Source organism: Vibrio mexicanus (assembly GCF_001012815.1).
Taxonomy (GTDB): Bacteria; Pseudomonadota; Gammaproteobacteria; order Enterobacterales; family Vibrionaceae; genus Vibrio; species Vibrio mexicanus.
The window spans coordinates 18,986-36,255 of the sequence record NZ_JYJP01000143.1 but is presented as its reverse complement, the minus strand read 5'-3'; the positions used below and the strand labels follow the sequence as shown (position 1 = coordinate 36,255).

The 17,270-nt window shown below is 45.3% G+C and carries 14 protein-coding genes and 2 pseudogenes; 9 read left to right on the top strand and 7 right to left on the bottom strand.

The genetic code is table 11. The features are described from left to right. Positions 1–43 precede the first annotated feature (43 nt). From btuF to mtnN, 3 genes are read right to left on the bottom strand one after another with little or no spacing between them, the layout of a single operon-like run. Positions 44–865 (bottom strand): vitamin B12 ABC transporter substrate-binding protein BtuF, encoded by an 822-nt coding sequence (btuF, locus tag UA76_RS20870; RefSeq protein ID WP_047049784.1) that lies wholly within the window; start codon positions 863–865, stop codon positions 44–46. After that, a complete protein-coding gene (locus tag UA76_RS20865; RefSeq protein ID WP_047049783.1) occupies positions 866–1,819 on the bottom strand; it encodes a cobalamin biosynthesis family protein in 954 nt (317 codons plus the stop codon). Positions 1,820–1,831: 12 nt separating this feature from the next. Continuing rightward, positions 1,832–2,527: a 5'-methylthioadenosine/S-adenosylhomocysteine nucleosidase gene (mtnN, locus tag UA76_RS20860; RefSeq protein WP_047049782.1), complete on the bottom strand. Its 696-nt coding sequence runs from the start codon at positions 2,525–2,527 to the stop codon at positions 1,832–1,834. Between the two features lie 322 nt (positions 2,528–2,849). Here mtnN and rpsO point away from each other — a divergent pair, with 322 nt between their 5' ends. From rpsO to UA76_RS20835, 5 genes and pseudogenes are all read left to right on the top strand, one after another. Then, entirely contained in the window at positions 2,850–3,119 is a 270-nt protein-coding gene (rpsO, locus tag UA76_RS20855) for a 30S ribosomal protein S15 (RefSeq protein WP_032551549.1), read from the top strand. 326 nt (positions 3,120–3,445) lie between these two features. Continuing rightward, positions 3,446–5,572, top strand: a complete 2,127-nt coding sequence (gene pnp, locus UA76_RS20850) for a polyribonucleotide nucleotidyltransferase (protein WP_047049781.1) — start codon at positions 3,446–3,448, stop codon at positions 5,570–5,572. Positions 5,573–5,708: 136 nt separating this feature from the next. Then, the gene (nlpI, locus tag UA76_RS20845) at positions 5,709–6,632 is read left to right on the top strand and encodes a lipoprotein NlpI (RefSeq protein ID WP_047049780.1); all 924 of its coding nucleotides are present in this window, start codon (positions 5,709–5,711) and stop codon (positions 6,630–6,632) included. 202 nt (positions 6,633–6,834) lie between these two features. Continuing rightward, a pseudogene (locus tag UA76_RS20840) lies at positions 6,835–7,244 on the top strand (MarR family winged helix-turn-helix transcriptional regulator). A gap of 47 nt (positions 7,245–7,291) precedes the next feature. Then, entirely contained in the window at positions 7,292–8,629 is a 1,338-nt protein-coding gene (locus UA76_RS20835) for an MATE family efflux transporter (protein ID WP_047049779.1), read from the top strand. A gap of 128 nt (positions 8,630–8,757) precedes the next feature. Here UA76_RS20835 and UA76_RS20830 read toward each other — a convergent pair whose 3' ends face one another. The 3 genes and pseudogenes from UA76_RS20830 to UA76_RS20820 form a co-directional block, all read right to left on the bottom strand. Continuing rightward, complete coding sequence (locus UA76_RS20830; protein ID WP_047049778.1) at positions 8,758–9,636, bottom strand: U32 family peptidase; 879 nt, start codon at positions 9,634–9,636, stop codon at positions 8,758–8,760. 34 nt (positions 9,637–9,670) lie between these two features. Continuing rightward, positions 9,671–10,684: a ubiquinone anaerobic biosynthesis protein UbiU gene (gene ubiU / locus UA76_RS20825; RefSeq protein ID WP_047049777.1), complete on the bottom strand. Its 1,014-nt coding sequence runs from the start codon at positions 10,682–10,684 to the stop codon at positions 9,671–9,673. A 137-nt stretch (positions 10,685–10,821) separates the two neighbouring features. Next, positions 10,822–12,857: pseudogene (locus UA76_RS20820) on the bottom strand (EAL domain-containing protein). A 197-nt stretch (positions 12,858–13,054) separates the two neighbouring features. Here UA76_RS20820 and ubiT point away from each other — a divergent pair. The 4 genes from ubiT to rimI all read left to right on the top strand — a co-directional run bounded on the left by ubiT (position 13,055) and on the right by rimI (position 15,159). Further along, positions 13,055–13,582 (top strand): ubiquinone anaerobic biosynthesis accessory factor UbiT, encoded by a 528-nt coding sequence (gene ubiT / locus UA76_RS20815; RefSeq protein WP_047049776.1) that lies wholly within the window; start codon positions 13,055–13,057, stop codon positions 13,580–13,582. Beyond that, positions 13,566–14,069, top strand: a complete 504-nt coding sequence (locus UA76_RS20810; protein WP_047049775.1) for a GNAT family N-acetyltransferase — start codon at positions 13,566–13,568, stop codon at positions 14,067–14,069. The genes ubiT and UA76_RS20810 overlap by 17 nt, the downstream gene beginning before the upstream one ends. A 178-nt stretch (positions 14,070–14,247) precedes the next feature. Then, the gene (locus UA76_RS20805; RefSeq protein ID WP_238322373.1) at positions 14,248–14,676 is read left to right on the top strand and encodes a DNA polymerase III subunit psi; all 429 of its coding nucleotides are present in this window, start codon (positions 14,248–14,250) and stop codon (positions 14,674–14,676) included. Positions 14,677–14,712: 36 nt separating this feature from the next. Then, the gene (gene rimI / locus UA76_RS20800) at positions 14,713–15,159 is read left to right on the top strand and encodes a ribosomal protein S18-alanine N-acetyltransferase (protein WP_047049846.1); all 447 of its coding nucleotides are present in this window, start codon (positions 14,713–14,715) and stop codon (positions 15,157–15,159) included. A 28-nt stretch (positions 15,160–15,187) separates the two neighbouring features. Here rimI and UA76_RS20795 read toward each other — a convergent pair whose 3' ends face one another. Continuing rightward, positions 15,188–17,239 (bottom strand): putative bifunctional diguanylate cyclase/phosphodiesterase, encoded by a 2,052-nt coding sequence (locus UA76_RS20795; protein ID WP_047049774.1) that lies wholly within the window; start codon positions 17,237–17,239, stop codon positions 15,188–15,190. Between the last annotated feature and the right edge of the window lie 31 nt (positions 17,240–17,270).

The window sequence follows — 17,270 nt, the reverse complement described above, 5'->3', positions numbered from 1 at the left end:
ACAGAAACAGGCTTCGAATTGTACGGCAAACCACCAAAAAACGTTAGCGCTTTTGACGGACTGTTTCAAAGTGTTGGCAAACTTGCTCCACGGCTTTTAATGTTCGTATTGTTGGTCGGTTCAACCAGTCAGAAGTCAGTGACCACATATGCCCGTTTTGTACGGCAGGCAGTTGATCTTTCCAATTCAGCCACATGCTGCCATCACGCATGGCGTGTTCTGAACTAAAAATGACGTCCGGCTGGGCGATGAGCACTTGTTCGATACCTACTTGAGGGTAGGGCGTTAGACTATCTTCAAACACATTTCTTCCACCGCAAAACTCAAATACTTCGCTTGGCCAATTGCCTTTCGCAACCGTGATAATTGGGCTTTCACTTAATTGATAGAAGTAACTGATAGGTACATGGGTTTGGTACTTTTCGTTTAGCTCAGATAGCGTGTCGCGAAACATCTTGGCGTTGTTTTGGCCAATCGATGGATCTGGGCTGAGTTTACTGAGAGTTAGAATATTTTTGGCGATATCGTCAAGTTCGCTCACTTTTGAGTAGAAAATTTCAAAACCAAACTGTTCGAGTTTTTCTAACTCTTTCGCAGGGTTACCGCCTGGCCAAGCGATGATCAAATCTGGTTGAAGAGTAATGATACGTTCTAGATTAATGCTCTGGTAGTCGGCGACCAACTCAATGTTTTTTGCCTCTTCTGGATAATCACTGTGAGAGCTGACGCCAACCAATTGCTCGCCTAACCCAGCGGCAAAGGTAATTTCAGTGGCATGTGGGGCGAGTGAAACTACTCGTTCAACGGATTTAGCAAAAGTAGAAAAGGAACAAAAAACGATACAAAGAGCAAGGAAACGGAACATCTAAATACCTTGATGAACAACTGCAAGAATGCAGCTTTGAAGAAGAAGCCATACGCAAATGCGCCAAGCCATTAGTCTGTGAATTTGTGCTAAGTGGATAGCTGATGGGGCAATGCGTCCACCAATTTTAGCGCGTACGGCTTTGCGCTTTTCATAGATTGCCGGACCGCCCAGTGATAGCTCAAGCTTTCCGCCTACCGCGATTAATAACCAGCTTGGCCCGGGAAGAGGCCAAGTTGCACCTTGAGTCTTAAACAGGGAAAAGACTGCTTGAGTACGATGGCCTAACGCTATGATGAGAGCAAAAAGCTTTAATGGGATGTAATCTAATACCGCGACAGCTCGAGTCACCGGTAAACCAAAAGGTGAGTAACTTTGTCTGGATGGAGACCAGGCGCGAGCCAGTTCGGCTGTTAATCGATACATGAGAGCGGCAATTCCGCCTCCGATGCCATACCAAAACAAGACGCAAATAACGTTGCGTCCATAGCCCATGATTAAGGTTTCAGCCCCAGCTTTACCCAAACCAAGAGGCGATAGCCGTTCAGTGTCTCGATTCAAAAGTGGATCAAGTAACCTACGTGCTTTTAGTTTGTCTTCTTTAGCGAGAGCATGAATAAGATCACCCGCTAACTTCTCATTGTTCTTCCAATCTAATGCAATTAGCAACAAGGCCAGTTCAAATAACTGAGGCTGCCATACCAAAGGTTGAAGTGCCCAAAGTACCAAGTAAGCAGGGATACACATGAGTAGCCAAGCGAGCGTACCTGAGATTAGGCTCTGATTGTAGCTGCTGTTGATGTTAACTTTTGATGAGAGTAGCTCGGCAAACTTGTGCCATAAAATGGCCGGATGCGCGTCTCTTGGGAACGGAATAATGAGATGAAACAGCAGCGCTCCCCACATTACGAGGAGAGCGCCGTTTGAATAGAGCTGGTTAAACAGATCGTCCATGATGCTCGATGGTTATTTAAGTAGTTCAACCATTTTAATAACCATTTCAGAAGAACTCTGTGCCGCAAGTGGCAAAAACTCTTCAAAGCTCATTGGTGACTCTTTGTCTGCGACATCTGAAATTGCGCGAACAACAACGAAAGGCACTTTGAACTGCTGACAAGTTTGAGCAATAGCAGACGCTTCCATCTCTACTGCGATAACCGAAGGGAAGTGTTGGCGAATAAACGCTTGGCGCTCCGCCGTACAAACGAACGCATCACCTGTACAGATTAGGCCGCGAACCGCATGTTTGTCGTCCATTTGAGCAAGCGCTTTCTCAGCCACATCCATCAGTTTCTCATCGGCGATGAATGCCGCAGGTTGGCCAGCCATTTGGCCCATTTCATACCCGAATGCCGTCACATCAGCATCGTGATGGCGAACCTCTGTTGAAATAACCACATCACCTAGGTTTAAGGTTGAGTCGAAACCGCCAGCAGAACCTGTGTTAATCACAACGTCAGGTTGATGCTCACTTAGTAGTAAACTTGTGCCCACTGCAGCGGCAACTTTACCGATGCCCGACTGAAGTAGAACCACATCAACGCCATTCAGTTGGCCTGAAAAAAATGTACAGCCTGCTTTGACTTCTTGTGTGCAGTTTTCAAGCGCAGCTTTTAGAATAGAGACTTCTTGCTCCATTGCGCCGATGATGCCGATTTTCATAGTTAATCTCTTTGATTTATTTTTCAAATAATGGGGCTGATTGTAACAGAAATCGCTGCGCTAAAAAGGAAAGAGATAAAGCAAGAACGGCTATTTGGTTGGCATTAGTCAATGGATGGTTCACAGAGTGCGCCAAATATCTGGGGTTTCGCATTGACCTATTGGGTTGTTGGGTTGGGCTGTGTGAGAAAGGTGAGTGACAAGGGCAGGAAATAGCGGTTGCTTAACACTTGTACATCCCCTATAATTCGCGCTCCTCGTGTCGGCTGAATCAGAGATTGGCTGGCACAAATATTAACCTACTCTTTATTAGGAGAGAATTATGTCTCTGAATGCAGAAACTAAAGCAGCAATCGTTGCAGAATACGCGCGCTCTGAAGGCGACACTGGTTCACCAGAAGTACAAGTAGCTCTACTGACTGCTTCTATCAATCACCTACAAGGTCACTTCAAAGCTCACAAAGGCGATCACCACAGCCGTCGTGGTCTTCTACGTATGGTTTCTAGCCGTCGTAAGCTACTAGACTACCTAAAAGGTAAAGATCTAGGTCGCTACCAAGAGCTAATCAAACGTCTAGGTCTACGTCGCTAATCAGCGTCTGCATAGAACAGTTTGTTTAAAAGGGGCTTCTAGCCCCTTTTTTGTTGCCCGTTACTTATTTTAATTGGTATGCTTAGCCAAAATCCATTTATACCGTTATACTACGGGCGCTAATCTCATCCTGAGATGGCAGATTTGCTCATTGCATTACAAATCACAAATTTATGCAGTCATAGAATTTAGTTTCTAGCGTCCTGCCCTCGTGGCAAATAAGCCATACCAGTAGGGCTCTAGAAACTAAACTCTAGTCTGTTTAACTTGTAATGCCTTGAGTCCCAATATACTCACTAAGAATTATCTTAGATAAAGGAATAACAATGTTTGAAAAACCAGTTGTTAAAACGTTCCAGTACGGTAACCACACGGTTACTCTAGAAACTGGCGTTATCGCACGTCAAGCGACGGCAGCAGTAATGGTGACTATGGACGATACAGCCGTATTCGTTTCTGTAGTAGGTAAAAAAGAAGCGGTAGAAGGTCAAGACTTCTTCCCACTAACAGTAAACTACCAAGAGCGTACTTACGCAGCGGGTAAAATCCCTGGTGGTTTCTTCAAGCGTGAAGGTCGTCCTTCTGAAGGCGAAACGCTAACGGCTCGTCTAATCGACCGTCCAATCCGTCCTCTATTCCCAGATGCATTCAAAAACGAAGTACAAGTTATCGCAACTGTAGTATCTGTGAACCCAGACGTTCAACCAGACATCCCAACAATGATTGGTACGTCTGCAGCTCTTGCTATCTCTGGTATCCCGTTCAACGGTCCTATCGGTGCAGCGCGTGTTGGTCACGTAGATGGTCAACTAGTGCTTAACCCAAGCAACACTGAGCTCGAAATGTCTAAGCTAGACCTAGTGGTTGCTGGTACTGAAGGCGCAGTTCTAATGGTTGAGTCAGAAGCTGACAACCTAACTGAAGAAGAGATGTTATCTGCAGTTGTTTACGGTCACGATCAACAGCAAGTTGTGATCAATGCGATCAACGAATTCAAAGCTGAAGTTGCTACTCCTGCTTGGGATTGGGTTGCTCCAGAAGAGAACACAACGCTTGTAAACAAGATTGCTGAACTGGCAGAGGCTAAGCTAGTAGAAGCTTACCAAATCACTGAGAAGATGGCTCGTTACGACCGCATCCACGAGATTGCTGGTGAAGTAAACGAAGTTCTTCTTGCTGAAGATCCAGAAGCAAACACGAAAGAAATCCACACTATCTTCCACGATCTAGAGAAGACAGTAGTACGTCGCAGCATTATCGCGGGTAACCCACGTATTGATGGTCGTGAGAAAGACATGGTTCGCGCTCTAGATGTACGTACTGGCGTTCTTCCACGTACTCACGGTTCTTCACTATTCACTCGTGGTGAAACTCAGGCTCTAGTAACTGCGACTCTAGGTACGCAGCGCGATGCTCAAATCATCGACGAGCTAACAGGTGAGCGTAAAGATCACTTCCTACTACACTACAACTTCCCTCCATACTGTGTTGGCGAAACTGGTTTTGTAGGCTCTCCTAAGCGTCGTGAAATCGGCCACGGTAAACTTGCTAAGCGTGGTATTGCTGCAGTAATGCCATCTGTAGACGAGTTCCCATACACAGTACGTGTAGTATCAGAAATCACTGAATCTAACGGTTCTTCTTCAATGGCTTCTGTATGTGGTACATCTCTAGCGCTTATGGATGCGGGTGTTCCAATCAAGTCTTCTGTTGCAGGTATCGCAATGGGTCTTGTTAAAGAAGGTGACGATTTCGTGGTTCTTTCTGACATCCTTGGTGACGAAGACCACCTAGGCGACATGGACTTTAAAGTAGCAGGTACTAACACTGGTATCACTGCACTTCAAATGGACATCAAGATCGAAGGTATCACTAAAGAGATCATGCAAATTGCTCTTAACCAAGCGCAAGGTGCACGTAAGCACATCCTTTCTGTAATGGATGAAGCTATCTCTGGTGCTCGTGAAGATATCTCTGAGTTCGCTCCGCGTATTCACACAATGAAGATCAGCGCTGAGAAGATCAAAGACGTTATCGGTAAAGGTGGTGCAGTTATCCGTGCTCTAACTGAAGAGACGGGCACAACGATCGAAATCGAAGACGACGGTACAATTAAGATTGCTTCTGCTGAAGGCGCTGCTGCTAAAGAAGCGATTCGTCGTATTGAAGAGATCACTGCAGAAGTTGAAGTTGGCCGTATTTACCAAGGTAAAGTTGCGCGTCTAGCAGACTTCGGTGCATTCGTGACAATCCTTCCTGGTAAAGATGGTCTAGTACACATTTCTCAAATCGCAGACAAGCGTGTAGAAAAAGTGTCTGACTACCTAACTGAAGGTCAAGAAGTACCTGTTAAGGTTCTTGAAATTGACCGTCAAGGCCGTGTACGTCTAAGCATGAAAGAAGCGGTAGAAAAGCCAGCTGAAGATGCAGCACCAGCTGCTGACGCAGAATAAGCGAGCAAATACTGCTATGTTAAAGGGGGTAAGATTCCCCTTATGCATAAAGCATGTTATAAAGGGAGCACTTAGCTCCCTTTTTTATTGACCTCACCCTCAGCAGAGCTTAGTTGGAATACAGGAGTATGTATTTGTGAAATGGTTTCGAGCTGCAACGTTAGGCTTAACGATTTTAATGGCGGCGGGCTGTGCAACAACAGCCGATGAGCAAGAACATTGGATCTACCCACCAATGGCGATCCCTCTTCAAGCCAGTGTTCAGCAAGAAGTGCAAATTGCACGTTTGAGTCAACTGCTTGCTCGACCTGATCTTAGTGATGACGTTCGTGCTAAAATGCTATTTGAGCGTGGTAACTACTACGACAGCGTGGGCTTACGTGACTTAGCGAGGCTCGATTTCAATCAGTCGTTGAGCTTGAATCCGGCGCAACCTGATATCTTCAATCTTCTAGGTGTCTACTACACGCAAGTTGGTGAGTTTGACGCCGCTTATGAAGCCTTCGACTCAACATTAGAGCTTGATCCTGCTAACTCCTACGCAGCGCGAAATCGAGCGATTGCACTGTATTACGGTGACCGCATTGAGCTGGCTCTGGAAGACATTACTAAGCACTATCAAGAAGATCCGAGCGACCCATTCCGAGCGTTGTGGTTATACATCATCAAGTCTGAAGTAGAACCAGAAGCAGCGCGTGAAGAACTCATCGCAAGCTACAATCAGCGTGATGAAGATTGGGGATGGGTTCTGGTAGCGATTACGTTAAATGAAGTCTCAGAAGAACAAGCGTTTAAAGCAATCTTAGCAGCAACTCGCGAGAACACCTTGTTAGCAGAGCGCCTGACTGAAGCCTATTTTTACCTTGCTAAGCGTTATCAGCAAGAAGGTGATTTTGCCAGTGCTGTATCTCTGTATAAACTTGCCGTGTCATTTAATGTGTTTGAATACGTTGAACACAGATACTCTTTCTTAGAGTTGAGCCGAATTTATCAGCAAGTGAAGGCTGAACATCTTGCTCAAGCTAAGCTAGAAAAAGAGCAAGCGTTGCCTTCTGAGTAAAGGGCTACAGATTTAAAGCTATAAACCGCAGTTTGATACTGCGGTTTTTTATTGCTTGATGAAAGATAGTGCTTACTGAAAGAGACGGCATGATAAAAAATATTGCTTGTTGGAAAGTATGTGGTTAGACTAATTGGAATTTAGTTAGCTTGGCTAACTAAAATAATAACCAGAGAGTCCGAAATTTAGAAGTGGGGTTAGTGTGGATCTAATAACAAACTTAGAAAAAGTTGAACGCTATGCATCGCGCATTTGGAGAACACACAGTTTAGAAGATCCAATTTCGACACTTAGCTTCAACGAGTATGACTATCTAAAAGAAATTCAAATGGCGGATGAGCCAATTAGGTTGACGGATTTGGCTGACAAAATGTTGGTCACTAAGCTTCGGCAACTCGCATGGTACAACGCTTGGAGCGCAAGAATCTTGTAGAGCGTAAGGTATGTCTTGAAGATGCCCGATCTAAGCGAGTACAGCTAACTGAGCATGCGAACAAACTATTGATTAAAGAAATCGAAGTGTATCAGCAGATGGCCAGTGAGTTGACCGCACAGTTAGATAGCAACGAAGCAGAGTTGCTTAATCATTTATTAAACAAAGCTTTAAAATAAATTTATGCAATTAGTTAGCTTGGCTAACTAATTGGAGAGTGTGAATAATGAACGTATCGATTTACCGCCAATTTTGGCGTTATACCATTCCTACTGTTGCTGCCATGCTGGTCAACGGCTTGTATCAAGTGGTGGATGGCATTTTTATTGGGCGATTTGTTGGAGCTGAAGGTTTAGCGGGTATTAATGTCGCTTGGCCAGTCATCGGTACCATATTGGGTATTGGTATGCTGGTGGGCGTTGGTACTGGAGCATTAGCATCAATTAAGCAAGGTGAGGGAGACCAGCAATCCGCTAAAGGCATACTTACAACGGGTTTGTTACTGCTGATCGCTCTTGCGCCAGTGGTGGCGACTATCCTCTATTTCTTTGCTGACGATTTCTTATTGTGGCAAGGGGCTGAAGGGAAAGTATTTGAGCTTGGTATGCAGTACTTGCAAATCTTGATCTTTGCTTCGATCTTTATGCTGGGATCAATCGCTGTACCGTTCTTATTGAGAAATGACGACAGTCCGAACTTAGCGACCATACTGATGATCATTGGTGCGGTTATCAATATCGGGTTGGATTATGTGTTTATCGTGTCGTTGCAATGGGAGTTAACAGGCGCTGCATTAGCAACGGCGATTGCTCAGATGGTGGTGACCGTTTTAGGTATCGCGTACTTCTTTAGCTCTCGAGCCAAATTAAAATTGAGCCTAAGATCGATTACCGCTCGAATCAGCTATGTACCACAGATCTTGATGATTGGTGCTTCGAGCTTTTTCATGTACGCCTACGGCTCCGTTATGGTTGCACTGCACAACGCCTTGTTTGCTGAGTATGGCAGTGCGGTGTTGATTGGTGCGTATGCGATCTTGGGCTATATCGTCACGGTTTATTATCTCACGGCTGAAGGTATTGCTAATGGTATGCAGCCCTTGGTGAGCTTCAACCATGGCGCCAAGCACTACGAAAACATTCGTAAGTTACTGCGAGTTGCCATGTTTAGTTCTGTGTTAGTAGGTGTGGTCTTTGTGGTTGTACTTAACCTATTCCCGCAGCAGTTTGTTTCAGTGTTTAACGATACAGACCAAGCATTGATGGACGGAGCTATCTTGGGTATTCGCCTTCACATGTTTGCTTTGTTCCTAGACGGTTTCTTAGTGGTCGCCGCTGCTTACTATCAAGCGGTTAATCGCGGTAGCCGAGCGATGTTTGTCACGATTGGCAACATGGCTGTCCAATTGCCATTCCTGTACTTACTGCCGAAAATTTGGGGCGTAAATGGCATATGGTTAGCTTTCCCAATCTCTAATGTTGCTTTGAGTTTGGTGGTCGCCCTACTACTTTGGCGCGACTTAAGTAAACTTGAGCAAGAGCGTCGGGAAGTGGTAACCGCCTAACGCTGCAATGTTGTGAACATATACCATTAACACAAGCAGTAGATAGTAAAAAGCCAAGCACGATAGTATCGAGTGCTTGGCTTTTTTAGTTTGGTTGTTTGCTTGGTTTATTTTCTGCTTGATGACGCTTAGATGTTTTTCACTTCTAATCCCGCTAACTGATGCCAGTAGCCATTACATTGTCTATCTTCAATAATGATAGGATTTCCGCCTTGCTCATTGGCTCGGAACTGCTCAATTTGACTGAAAGTATCGACACCAAGTGGGCTGAGTCGAACCACATCCACTAGACCTTGCATGCTAGGTAAATCATTGATCAAGTTGTAGCAGTAGCCAGACTGAGTTTGAATACCATTGAGGTTAAACACCGCTTGGCCTTCTTGGCTATGAACCTGTAAACCCGTTGGGTATTTGATGCAGCAGGTTTCGCAGTCATCTTTGGCTTTGTTCTCTGCGCGAGCCGTAAAACAGCGTGCAGAGTAAGCAAGAGGAAGATAACCGTGACTGAACACTTCCACTTCAAATTGATTGCGAATACCCAAATCTTCACATTGTTCAGCTACGTTAGTGAGCCAGTCTCGAGACAGCTCAACCGGCATACACCAGCGAGTCATACCTTGCTTTAAAAACAGATTTAAGGTGTGAGCGTTGTAGGTGTTTACCGCAGGGCCAACCACAAAAGGGACTTTATTTTCAGCCGCAAGCTGAATAGCAGAAACATCGTTAGCTTCAATCGCGAAATCGCCGTTATCAATGTACTTCTTCATGACATTGACTTCACTCGGCGCTTCCAATAATGCCATAGTGGAAAGCACCACTTGTTTGCCGCTAGCGCTGAGATCTTTTGCAATTTCAAACCAGTGAGCAGGCTTCATCTCTCTACGCTTAGAGCAAACTGCCTCACCCAAATAGATAATGTCGGCTGAGCTATCTTTTGCTTGTTGGTAGAAGCTTTCTACATCTTGTTTTGGCCAGAAGTACAGAAGCGGGCCAAGTGCATATTTCATATTGTTTTCCATGCTGTTCTCCACAACTGAAGCTTTACTGCCATTTACGATGGTACGCACCAAGGGTGGTTTGGGTGCCTTCAGATACATTGGCCAGTGCCGCATTCCAAGCTGGCTCTACATGGTAGCCTTCAGGATTGGCAAGGTAGCGATCAATGGCCGCACGCCAAGTACGAGTAACTTGCTCGACATAAGCAGGGCTGCGTTGGCGACCTTCGATTTTCACAGAAGCAACACTGGCGGCGAAAAGTTCAGGCAGCATAGACAGAGTGTTCAAGCTCGTTGGCTCTTCCAGTGCGTGATAGCGTTTGTGTTCACCTTCAATCTCGGCCTCGAAACGACCTTTACACAGAGTTGGGTAGCCCGCGTTTTCGCCTGCACTATAGCGATCGATTAGAATATCGTTAAGGCGAGACTCTAAACCATTTTCTGTTTCTTGCCAGCGAACGTATTTCGCAGGAGAACAAGCACCGACTGTGTTTGGAGATTCGCCCGTCATGTAGGAGGAAAGGTAACAACGGCCTTCTGCCATAATACATAGGCTGCCAAAGGCAAATACTTCCAACTCAACATCACTGGTGATGTTGCGAGAAAGCTGTTTCACTTGGTGAATCGAAAGTACGCGAGGTAGTACCACGCGCTTTACATTGAAGTTCTTCTTGTAGAAATCAATGGCTGCAACGTTGGTGGCAGAGGCTTGCACTGATAAGTGCAGCTCCATTTCTGGGTATTTTCTTGCTGCGTACTCGAGCACGGCGATGTCAGCAACGATAAGCGCATCAACCCCTAGAGCAGCGGCATTGTCGACCGCATCTGTCCAACGCTGAAAACCATCAGGATGAGCAAATGTGTTCAGAGCAACGTGAATTTTCTTTCCGTGGTTATGAACATACTGGACCGCTTTATCGAGCTTTTTTCCAGTAAAGTTTAGGCCAGCAAAATGGCGTGCATTGGTATCGTCTTTGAAGCCGATGTAGACAGCATCCGCACCGCAATCAATCGCTGTTTTTAGAGCAGGTAAGTTACCTGCTGGGCATAAGAGTTCCATTGCTCTGTACCAATATAAAACCGAAAGTGACGGGCATTTTATGAAGAATTGTGAACGGCTAATTTGATGTAAGGCAGGTTTGGGTGAGTTAAGCTTGGATTTAACCTTTTGGGGTTAGCCGTTACTTGGGGATAGGACTAGCTTTTGTGACGGCGATTTTGCGCAAAAAGCTCTTCGACCTCTTGCTTTGGTTGAGGGCGATAGAAGTGGAAGCTTGGATTGAGTTACAGTTTAGGTTAGAGAGCAAGGTCGCTTGCTGCTGCGTTTCCACACCTTCCGCAACCACGGTCAGGTTAAGAGACTTACCAAGGTTAATGATGTTTTCGATAACCGTCACTTGCTTAGGTAACGTATCGATATCGCTGATAAACGCACGGTCTATTTTAAGTTCATCAATTGGGAAGCGAGCAAGGTAAGAGAGCGAAGAGTAGCCCGTACCAAAGTCGTCAATCGACAAAGCAAAGCCGAGTTTCTTAATCGCATTGAGCATCTGCAGTGTGTGCTCGCTATCGCTCATCACCGCGCTCTCTGTTAGCTCAAAGGTAATACAGCTCGGGTCTAAGTCGGTCGTGCGCAGCAGTTTCTCCATATAGTCGATAAGCTTCGGGTTACCGAACTGTTCTGGAGAAAGGTTAATGGCGACGCGTCCAGGCAAGATACCTTGCAGCTTCCAACGTTTAACCGTGGCAAAGACTTCACGCATAACCACGCGGCCAAGATGCTCAATCAAGCCGGCTTTTTCTGCAACGGGAATGAAAGCCGCTGGGCTAATGTAACCTTCAACAGGGTGCTTCCAACGAATCAGAGCCTCTGCACCGTTAATGCTGAAATCGCGAGCGTTCACCTTAGGTTGATACCAAACCTCCAAGCCGTTTTGCTGCAGTGCTTTTTGTAGCTCGATCTCCAACCAAAGGCGCATGCGCGCTTCTTTGTTCATTTGATCGTTGAATTTAATCAATCGGTTACGGCCGCGATCTTTGGCTTCATACATAGCCGTATCGGCATTTTGCAGCAATATACGCGCATCGTTACCATCGCCTGGATAAACTACACTACCAATCGAGCAGGCGAGGCGCTTGCTGAAGTGGTGAAGGTCGAACGGCTGATTAATTAGTGAGATGATACGTTCGGCAAGCATCTCTGCCATTCGAAGGTTGTCTGGTTTCGGTACGATTAGACCAAATTCATCCCCTCCTAAATGCCCTAAAACCGCATCTTGCGGCAAAAGACGCTTAAGACGTGACGATACCTCTTTAATGACTTTATCACCGATGTGATGGCCTAAAGAGTCGTTGATGTTCTTAAAGTTATCGATATCCAGATACAGCATCAGCAATGGTGTTTCATTGTGAATGAATTGCTCTAAACGCTTGGTGAAGCCACAGCGATTATAGTGACCTGTTAACTGATCAATATGAGCATCTTCGTGGGATTTCGTTGATAACGTTTTGCTAGCAGATTCGGCATCTTGAATCAGCACAATCTGAGATTCACTGCCTAATACCATAGCGACATCAGCGCTGAGCTGTACCTTACGTTCAAAACCGCAGCGAGGGCCGGTTAAGCAGGTCATGGGTTCATCTGCAATTAAAGCGCCGAGTGGCGTCTTAAACACCGTTTTACTCTGTTCATCAACGAATAAGCGAGTTAAGTCTTCGCCAAGTAACTCTGATGGAGAGTTAAAACCAAGCAGACGAGCCGCAGAAGGGTTTGCAGAGATAATGCAATCTTCTTCCACTAGCATTAAACCATCAGGTAAGAGCGAGGTCAGAGTCGAAAACTTACCTTCTGACTCTTCTAATGAGCGAATAAGAATCTGCTTCTCTGATGTATCAATAGCGTGAAAGACGATTTGCTGAATCTTGTTACCAGATTCAATAGGAGAGAGGCTAAAGTGAAGACTCGTCTCGAGATCGATCTCATTAAGCGTAATTTCAGCTTCTAGAGATTCACCTTTAAAGGCGCGTTCGTAGTAGGGTTTTAGGTGGTTGTAGAAGTGCTCGCCAAGCACTTGCGAATCACTCATGCCAACCAGTTCTTGAACGCTCAGTCCGGCAATGTCGCAGTAACGCTCATTGACCATACTGTACTTGTGCTGATCATCCAAAATAGCAAAAAAGAACGGGCTGTTAGCCGTAATTTTTGTGAAGCAATCTTGCAGCTGTAGTGCCATTCGTGACTACCAACTCTCCATTGAATTTAGCTGTTCACATAGGATGTGAAAAAGGACGATACAATAACTATAACCGCGTTCTCTAAGAGATTAAAGGTTTGTGCAGAAGTCGTAGTTTTTTGATGCATAACAGGAATCGTTGTGATCACATCCATTATGATGAACAATTCTTAATGACAAAGTAACGGATAACGCGCGTGATTAACAAGATTCGCACTCAATTAGTCCTCAATGCAGCATCAATTTTGCGATCTCCAATCCACTTATTGCCTCAGGCTGTACAAAAAAAAGCCTTGCTCGAAGCGCTCAAATCGGTCTTCAAAGAAGCATTGGAAGATGGTGATTTTGAGTTCTTAGAAGGGAAGTGGCTAAAAGTCGAGGTGAAAGACCTAGCGTTAAGTTGGCTCATCAGCTACGAAGATGAAAAGCTGGTGGTTGCCGATAAGCCTATCGCAGAGGATGTCAGCTTTAGTGGGAATCTCAATGACCTTGTGTTGATCGCTGGTCGTAAAGAAGATCCTGACACTTTGTTCTTCCAGCGCCGATTGTCGATTGAAGGTGACACCGAGCTTGGTTTGGAAGTCAAAAACCTAATGGACAGTGTTGATCTCGAACTTTTGCCCAAGCCATTGCAAATATTACTTAATCAGCTTGCCGACTTCGTGCAAAAAGGCGTACAGTCTCAGCAGGAAGAAATAGAGGTAAGTAATGCTTATTCGAACTGAAGCTCCGGCTGACATTTTAGCGATTGATCGACTATTAAAATCGACCTTCGAAACAGAGGCTGAAGCCAATCTGGTGATGCGACTTCGAGAAAACAGCCGATTGACGCTGTCGTTAGTGGCGTGCAGTGACGAAGGCGAAGTCATTGGGCATGTGATGTTTAGTCCAGTAACGCTCGATGGTGAAGATCTTAACTGGCAAGGACTGGCACCACTGGCTGTAGCCGAAGGGCATCGCAATCAGGGTATTGCCGCTGAGCTTGTTAAAGAAGCGTTCTCGTCATTAGCGGATTTTGGCTATCCAGCTTGTGCTGTATTAGGCGATCCTAGTTATTACGGACGCTTTGGTTTTAAGCCAGCGAGCGACTATCAATTCCGTTGCCCTTGGGAAGTACCCGAGGGAGCATTCCAAATGGTTGAACTGGTTGACGGACAATTCGAAGGGCGTTTTGGCCTTATCGAGTACAGCTCTGAGTTTAGTGAGCTATAAAGCGCTACTCATTTAGCAGCCACTCTAACTTAGATATGTATAAAGCGAGTGAGAGGATATCCTCCCACTCGCTTTTTTATACCTACACTTCTCGATGGTATATGGGTAACCGTGCTTTTTGAATGCGAGGGAGCATGAAGTTTGTTACGATACTCAGCCTATTTACAGGTAAATCGCAATGTCACATCAATCCATGAAGGTTACAAACTCACCTCAATTAAGCGCACTCTATTTGCAAGAGATGGGCATTGAGCAATGGAAATTGGCTCATCCAGAGCGATTGCAGGGCTATCAACATCAAGCTTCTGAACTGGACAGTTCCTGTCGTTTGCTATTGGTCTCTTCTGCCTGTCCGCAGGGAGAGATAGCGGTGATGTTTGAACGTGTATTAAAGAGTATCGATTTGACTTTACAAGACGCTCTGCATGTTTCGGCGCAAGACTTAGAACCCGATATGCATCATCAACTAGAGTGGGTGTGGTTCGCAGGTTGTGACCCTCTTGAAATCAAGAACGCCAAAACCTTAACGTCGCCAATCTTGACTAAGGTGGATGGTAACAACGATGAAAAGCGTAAGCTCTGGCAGCAAATCTGCTCGTACAAGTGATTTGTGCATTTAAACAAACGAATTGAATAATAGATGATGAGTATACAACTGACCCCATTAACCCACGCCCTGCTTGATGAAGTGATCTCAATAGAACAACGAGCACATAGTCACCCTTGGGCAGAATCATTATTACTCAATTTGTCGAGTCGCGGTGCGTGTCACTACGCTTTATTAGAGAATGATGCCGTGGTGGGCTACTTTTATGCTCAGAACATTGTTGGGGAAGTCACCCTGTTAAACATCGCGGTAGACCCAGATCATCAACGAAAAGGTTTCGGTAAAGCCTTGCTCGAAGGCTTCTTAAAGGTTTGTGAAGAGGCTAAAGCGGAGAGTGCTTGGTTAGAAGTGCGCGAGAGCAATGTCGGCGCGTATGCACTTTATGAGCTGGCGGGTTTTAATGAAGTGGATAGGCGACGCTATTATTACCCAACTGAAACGGGCAAAGAAGATGCCATCATCATGAGTTATCTGTTCTTTTAAAAACAGAGTAAAGATATCGCCAACGATTTTATTTGTTGGCGATTTTGATAGGAGCTTTATTTTCGATAACGTATTCGGGCTCCGCAAATCGTAGGCGCAAATCCTGTTCCGGAAGCGGCTTATCGAATAAGTATCCTTGGAATTGTTTACACCCCAGTTCCTTCAGCGCAGCGAGTTCATTGCAATCCTCAACACCTTCAGCAATCACTTCTAAGTTCAATCTATTTGCCGTCATGATGATGGTATCAACCAAAGCTTGGTCACTCTCATCCATGTGTAGTTGGGTGACAAAAGAGCGGTCTATTTTCAACACATCAATCGCCAAATGTTTTAAGTAGCGAAGTGAAGAGTAGCCTGTGCCAAAATCATCGATGGAAATTTGTAGATTATGCGTCTTTAACTGAGCCATTTTTTGGATCGCCCCTTCGACATTCTCTAGAAGAAGGCTTTCGGTGATTTCCAGTTCAATGTTGTCACCGGTAATCCCAGCCTGTTGGAGCGATTGAGTGATGTGATCAACGAATGAATCTTGCGAAAACTGCAGCGGACTGATGTTGATAGCTAAGCGACGAAACGTTTCTGGTAAGCAACCATCTTTTAGCCAATTAGAGTATTGGTAGAAGGCTTGCTCAATAATCCAATTACCGATTTGGAGAATTTGCCCCGTTTCTTCGGCGACAGGCATAAAGATCCCGGGAGGAAGAATGCCTTTTTCTGGGTGATTCCAGCGAATCAGAGCCTCAACCCCAATGATTTGATTGTCTGAGTTAACCTGAGGTTGATAGTAAAGCTCAAGGTGATTGTTGTTGAGTGCTTCGTGAAGGCCTTTTTCAATTTCCAGTACAGATTCCACCTGAGCTTGCATCTCTGGCTCATAGAACATGTATTTATTGCGACCAGCCACTTTGGCGCGATACAGCGCGGTGTCGGCTTGTCTTAATACATCAATATTGGTGCTGCCGACTGACGGGAATATGGCGATACCGACACTGGCCGTACAGTAGAGCTGGTGGTCGTCAATTGAGTAGGGGTTTGAAATCAGCGCAAGCAGTTGCTGGGCTACGTCATTGGCGTCTTCAGGTTTCAGGTTTGCTAGCAAGACGGCAAACTCGTCGCCACCGATTCGAGATACGATGTACTCCTCTTTTTGCCAAGAATCGATGCGCTTAGCAATGGCTTTAATGAGATTGTCACCAATGGTGTGGCCTAATGAATCATTGATGGTCTTAAATCGGTCCAAATCGATATAGAAGAGTGCGCCCGATTGCGAGTGTTTACTCGCATGGTCAATGGCTTCAGAAAGCGATTGAAGTAGCAGGCTTCGATTGGCAAGGCCAGTTAACGTGTCGTAATAAGCTAATTGATTGAGCTTAGCCTCGGCTTCTTCTCTGTCTTTCCAAAGTGATTGGAACGTAGATGCAAGATGGCCAAGTTCGTCTTGTTGATTGAGTTTTGGTATTGGTAGAGATTTCTGATTGTCTTGCAGTGAGCGAACCCATTCAATCAAGGTAACCAGAGGTTTTGATAACTTGTGGTAGAAAAAGAACAGCAAGATAGACGTGAGTAAGATGTTTCGGATCAAGTCAAAAAAGAGAATTTTGCTGGTTTTCGCGATGAAGGTTTCGGCAATGCTAGTGGCATTGACGTAAAAGCTCATTGTACCCACCACAACTTCCGAGTTGGGCTGATGCAAAGGCGTCTGGTAAATCGGCGATTCTGGAGTTAAGTAGTGGGCAAGAGATTGAGCGAATGATTCATCAAGGGAAATGCTACGCTCTTGCATGGTAAGGACATCCCCAAAGTCATCAATGATTTTTACTTTGTAGATAGCTGTATCCATCATCAGACTGGAAGCGACTTGTTCTGCCAAAAGATGATTTAGGTGATACGCCGCCTGACTGGCATTGGCGTAGTTTTGCAGGAGCTTAAATTTGTAGTGCTCCTCGATGCGTTCTTGCTCTTGAGTTAAGTCGACCACGATATGATAGAAACTAAAACAGATACCCAGTATCACAGATACAAGGAATACGGTTTTCGCTTGGCGAAAGGCTAAAGAGTTAATTCGATTGGTTGTTGGCATAGTCAACTTCGTTACTTTTTCCTTCTTTAGT